5 protein-coding genes and 1 pseudogene are annotated in these 5035 nt (G+C 56.4%); 4 read left to right on the top strand and 2 right to left on the bottom strand.

What is annotated here, in order from left to right:
• Positions 1-54: 54 nt before the first annotated feature.
• Positions 55-1518, bottom strand: a complete 1464-nt coding sequence (locus tag C0V97_RS06925; RefSeq protein ID WP_158625361.1) for a Hint domain-containing protein — start codon at positions 1516-1518, stop codon at positions 55-57.
• A gap of 242 nt (positions 1519-1760) precedes the next feature.
• On the opposite strand from C0V97_RS06925, the gene C0V97_RS06920 reads away from it, so the two are divergent.
• The 3 genes from C0V97_RS06920 (at position 1761) to C0V97_RS06910 (ending at position 3543) form a co-directional block, all read left to right on the top strand.
• Complete coding sequence (locus C0V97_RS06920; RefSeq protein ID WP_127101911.1) at positions 1761-2666, top strand: LysR family transcriptional regulator ArgP; 906 nt, start codon at positions 1761-1763, stop codon at positions 2664-2666.
• A gap of 188 nt (positions 2667-2854) precedes the next feature.
• Positions 2855-3175 (top strand): hypothetical protein, encoded by a 321-nt coding sequence (locus C0V97_RS06915; protein WP_127101910.1) that lies wholly within the window; start codon positions 2855-2857, stop codon positions 3173-3175.
• Positions 3175-3543: a transposase gene (locus tag C0V97_RS06910; protein ID WP_127101909.1), complete on the top strand. Its 369-nt coding sequence runs from the start codon at positions 3175-3177 to the stop codon at positions 3541-3543. Before C0V97_RS06915 ends, C0V97_RS06910 begins: the two co-directional genes overlap by 1 nt.
• Here the strand turns inward: C0V97_RS06910 and C0V97_RS06905 are convergent.
• The gene (locus C0V97_RS06905; protein ID WP_127101908.1) at positions 3504-4376 is read right to left on the bottom strand and encodes a LysR family transcriptional regulator; all 873 of its coding nucleotides are present in this window, start codon (positions 4374-4376) and stop codon (positions 3504-3506) included. The genes C0V97_RS06910 and C0V97_RS06905 overlap by 40 nt on opposite strands.
• 117 nt (positions 4377-4493) lie before the next feature.
• On the opposite strand from C0V97_RS06905, the pseudogene C0V97_RS06900 reads away from it, so the two are divergent.
• A pseudogene (locus C0V97_RS06900) lies at positions 4494-5035 on the top strand (calcium-binding protein); the annotation flags it as partial.

Below are 5035 nucleotides of genomic sequence, written 5' to 3'. Positions count from 1 at the left end.
CCCGACAAATCCCCGTTTCATCCCCCGGRGGGAAGRGGCGGTTGTGTCTGACGGTCATATCGTGCCGGACGCTGTGGCTGGTAAATGCGGCATTTCTTCGAGAGGGACCGGATAGAGTCTGGTCCCCGCCAGTCTGACCGACAGAATGACCTGGCTCAGGCCGTCGAACGCGTCGTCATCCAGAACAAGCATGGCGTCACCCGTGGTCCAGGCCCCTGTGGCATCGCATGCGCGATGCCAGCCGGGTTGCGTAGCAGCACAGTGTTCGACGGAGAGCGGCGTCATTCCTGTGCTGGTCCAGAGCATAAGGGCTGACACGAGAACGCCGAATTCCCGGCGATCATCGAGAAAGGGTCCGGTTTCCTCGCAGGGACGCACGCTGCGTGAGCAGAGGTGATAGATGCGGGGTTGCGCATCCAGGCGGAAAAGATAGGTCTGGCCATCATGCCGGTATGGGGTGAGAACCGTGCCATCGTCACGCATCAGATGAAGCGCGGGATCGACGCTGATGGGGTGACGCCGCGCAAATTCCGCTGCAGAGACAGACGCAAATTTTTCCCATAGGCCACGCACGAATTCAGGCGCGACATTGAGCGGTGCGCAGGCATCTTTTTCCCAGGAACGCCTTTGCGGCAGGTGCAGGAGGGTGGGGCCCTCTATCGCGCTCTGCGCGAAAAGCAGCCGGTTGCCCGTGTCCAGATAGGTTTCACTCTCCACACCATTGGCGAGGATGATTCCGTGCGTTTCGAGTTCGATATGGAAATAGGTGAATGAATGGCGTGATCTGTCGTAGGCGATCGTGTCATCATTGATCAGCATACGTGCGGGCACGAAACAGCCTTCGAGAAAAAGGCAATGCTCGGCCGTAACGTACAGATCCTGATGCGGCATGCCCTTGCCGAGCGCATTGGTGCGCAGACACACTGGATATCCGGCGCGCTCGTCGTGCCGTTCCCGCTTGTCAACGACTTGTCGTGCCGACCCGACCCAACGGATCGTTTCGGCACAATCGATACCCTTGCGTCTCACGATAACCTCGTCCCCCGGCTCCAGGGTTTCGATGATCCGTTCGCCCTGAGGGGTCAGAATAAGCGTGCCCGCCAGATAGCATATGGCGGCTACGGGCTCACCCGTAGGCGAGGGGTAAGAGTAGAAATTGTCGGAGGAGCTTCTGAGAAGTGGTCCGCTCTGCGCGGTTGCGGTGGAGACCCATACCATATCGGCAGTTCCACTGGCAGGATAAGCCAGATAACCGTCCGCAAAAGAGGCATTCTCGCCAAAGAGGTAGAAGCTCGTGCCGATGTAGAAACCAAACATTCCCTTGGTTTGATAGACGGTACCACTGAGAAAAGTTTTGAAAGGTCCACCTATCGTGCGGCCATCTGACAGGTTCACCTGAAACTGCTTTCTATCGAAGTCGATGTAAACCGTGACCTCACCTAGCGAGGTGATTGGGCTTCGATTGCCGAAAAGCGTGCAGGAATATCCCGGCACTGTCCACTTCTGAATGTTTGACATGATTCCTACCCAAACATGATTTTTCGACGAGCGGTCTTGATCTAACATTATTGTGTAGTAACGATGTATTATCCCGATATATGAGATGTAATATTTTGATATATACAGAGTTAGATCATTGATTCCCTTGAGATTGCAGTATCATTAAGTCTGTGTGGTCTGCGATCTGCGCGGAAACTAGGCGTTACTTTCCCTTGAGAAAAGCTTGTCTTTCTTAGGGGTCCTAAGCATAACTTACGCCCATGCTTGATTATGCGGCACTCAGTGCAGTCGTGGCAGTTATCCGTGAGGGTTCCTTTGAGGGCGCAGCCCGTGCCCTGCGGATCACGGCCTCTGCGGTTTCCCAGCGTGTGCGCAGTTTTGAAGAACGTCTCGGTGCGCTGGTTATCGTGCGCGGGTCTCCGTGCAGGGCCACGGATCTGGGCCAGGTACTCTGTGCCCATGTCGACAAGGTAAAACTCCTCGAAGCCGAGATCGGCAAGCAGACGGGTGCGGCTCTCTTTCAGAGTGGCGAGAGAACGACCCTGCGGTTGGCAGTCAATATCGACAGCCTCGCGACCTGGCTGCCCGATATTCTTACAGGCTATGCAGAAAGGGCAGAGATCTGCATCACGCTGATTGTCGAGGATGTGGCCCAGACAGCCGATCTGCTGCGTACGGGCGACGTCATGGCGGCCGTCACGACCTGCAGCGATCTGCTCCCCGGGTGCAGAACCCTTTATCTCGGCGCCATGCATTATGCGGCATGTGCCAGACCGGATTTCGTGGCGCGTTATTTTCCTGAGGGGATGACAGACGAGGCGATCGATACAGCGCCGTGCATCTGCCTGAATGCGCAGGACAGTCTGCAGAGGCAATGGCTTGATCGGGCAAAGCGCACGCATCTCTCGCCGCTCACCCATTACGTCCCCTCCAGCCGGGGCGTTCTGGATTTCACGCTCAGTGGTCTGGGGTGGGGGCTGCAACCAACGACGCTTGCCGCCCCGCATCTGGCGGCGGGCAGACTTGTGGAACTCGACCCCGGGAACAGGTTCGAAGTGCCGCTCTATCTGGTTCTGCCTCGGCTGAAGAGTGTGGTTCTGGAGGATCTCACACGCCATTTGACACGCGAATGCGCGGTGCATCCCGCTCTTCTTCCACCCGGATAGGGTGTAACCTCGCGTGGAGCAAGCGTGGACCGGATCGCTTGGATGATTGCGATACGTCAAGCGGCGGCGTCAAGGAGAGCAGGCGTAGTCTGCTGATGGAGGAAGTATCTCAGCGCTACGAGTGCGCACGGCAGTGGCCATGAGCCGCGCAGCGGGTTAATCCGGCGAGCGCCGTTTGCTGGTGCGCTTTGGCTGCTGCGACCGGCAGTTCTGCGGCCAGGGCGCGTGGCGGAGATTGTCTGTCCTATCGGATCGAGGCGCATGCCGGGCGGATCCATGCGATGATTGCGGCGCAGGACGACTTGACCCTCGCTGATATCCGTGCCCGCCTGGCCGATGACGGCCACCATTTCGCGACCGGCGCGCTGTGGCGCTTCTTCGCCCGCCACCTGGTCGCATGGAAAAAAGTCCGCTCATGCAGGAGAGCAGGATCGCCCGGACATCCTGACACGACGGCAGGAGTGATTCGACAAGCCAGCCCGATCTGCGCCCCGGCGATGCCGTCGTAATGGACGAGCTCGGCTTGCATAAAGGACCGGGCGTGCGGGCGGTGACCGAGGCGGCCGGTGCCAGCCTGCGGTTCCTGCCGTCTTACAGCCCAGACTTCAATCCGATTGAGATGGCCTTCTCCAGGCTCAAGGCCCATCGCCGCCGCGCCGCCGAACGCACCCGCAAGGGGCTTGGGAACAAGGTCGGAAGCCTTATCGATCAGGTCACGACCGATAAATGCGCCAATTTCTTCACCGCCGCAGAGTATGAGCCAGAAAGAGAGGAAAACACTCTAGGCATAACCTTCCAGAAGCGAGCACTGTTTTTTGCCCGAAAATCGCGGGATGGTCATCTCCTGAGGACAGTGACGAACAGAGCGACAATCTGAGACGGGACTTCCTTTCGCGCGGCAGCGACAATTTGACAGCGTAGCCTCTCGGGTACGGGTACGTAGCAAATATCCCCACTATATGTCTTAGTCACCGACAGGGGCACGATTGCATTACCCAGTCCTGCAGCGACTAATGGAGGGATGCATGTGACATCCGGTGCTATAGGTCGAATGACGGGACTTGTTCCCGCGGATACAGTGTGCTCGATTATTGAGTCATATAGCCCACCGCTAAATTCCCTTGGAAATATAATCAAATCGCTTGTGTATAGATTTTTATAAATATCGGCAGGCAGGCTCTGATGTGGTTTTGGAAGATGGATAACAGCAAGCATGTCCTCCTCATATATATCGTATGAAACGAGACCTTTGTTCGATATGGGCCCCCACAGCAGGACTATATCGAGATCGTGACCTATAAGCCTCTCCGTCAGTTCCTCAGACGTCCCACATATTAGCTCGAAGCGTATATCAGATTTCATCTCCTTGATTCGCTTTATGCCAGACACGATCGCCCCAACAGCAAGAACCCCGGCGACAAAGCCGATCTTTATAACTCCTTCGTGTGATCTCTTCAGGGTTTTAATATAGTTAAATAGGTTGTCCCGCTCACGGACGAGAGGGATGACCTTCTGAAGAAATAGTCCGCCAATTTCTGTTAGTTCTGTTCCTCTCCTCGATCTTGTGAAAAGTTTTACTCCAAGCTCCTCTTCTATTGACGATATTTGTCTACTCAGTGGTGGTTGTTCCATGTGTAGATATTTGGCGGCATCCGTTATACTGCCTTGCTCTGCCACAGCCATAAACATACGCAGGCGGCGAAGATCCATACCGACCTCGTATGGAGAAAGTTAGAAACGGTATATTACAAACACCAAAAGGCTCCGCATCATAGGCACAAAATAACGCTTGTTCGTTATTAACCGTCAATGCAAGGAGCTGGTCGCATGGCGATCGTAACGATAGTTGGTACGTCTGGCATGACTGTGCAGGTCACCGTTGAAGGTGCCCGGATGCAGACTCTTGCCTCGAGTTATGCACAGCAGATCCTGGGTGCAGTCGCGACCGGTGACCTCTCTTCGGTTGATCTTGTTGCAGGCGGGAATAACGAGCCCACGGGCACGAATTCGCTTGTCCAGGGTGTCATCACCACTGGGGGCGCTTTTGCGCTGAGCGGCAACTACACGAATCTCGTGATTGGCGCCCAGGGCGGCGCAGTCGACGGTGCGGCTCAGGACACGCCTGTCCCGCCGCTCTCCTCCCCGGTTACGGTCAATGGCGCAGGCATGACGGGCAGCAGCCTGTCCATTCTCGCTGGCAATACGGCGGGGGTCAGCTTCTACGCTGGCAGCTATGACGGCAAGTTCGTCTCGACGATGGGGAATAACCTGTTCAACGCCCAGGGGCAGAAGGGCGACTGGACGATCGCAACCGGCGATGGGGACGACACCATCATCGGTTCGGACGGTGTCAACAACATCCGCGCGGG

Source organism: Asaia sp. W19, from assembly GCF_003994335.1.
GTDB lineage: Bacteria > Pseudomonadota > Alphaproteobacteria > Acetobacterales > Acetobacteraceae > Asaia.
The sequence above is the reverse complement of the archived record's forward strand: the minus strand, read 5'-3'. Positions and strand labels throughout refer to the sequence as shown.

Coding starts and splice junctions, on each gene's coding strand:
- C0V97_RS06920 (WP_127101911.1), top strand. CDS start 1,761: ATGCTTGATTATGCGGCACTCAGTGCAGTCGTGGCAGTTATCCGTGAG.
- C0V97_RS06910 (WP_127101909.1), top strand. CDS start 3,175: ATGGACGAGCTCGGCTTGCATAAAGGACCGGGCGTGCGGGCGGTGACC.
- C0V97_RS06925 (WP_158625361.1), bottom strand. CDS start 1,518: ATGTCAAACATTCAGAAGTGGACAGTGCCGGGATATTCCTGCACGCTT.
- C0V97_RS06905 (WP_127101908.1), bottom strand. CDS start 4,376: ATGGATCTTCGCCGCCTGCGTATGTTTATGGCTGTGGCAGAGCAAGGC.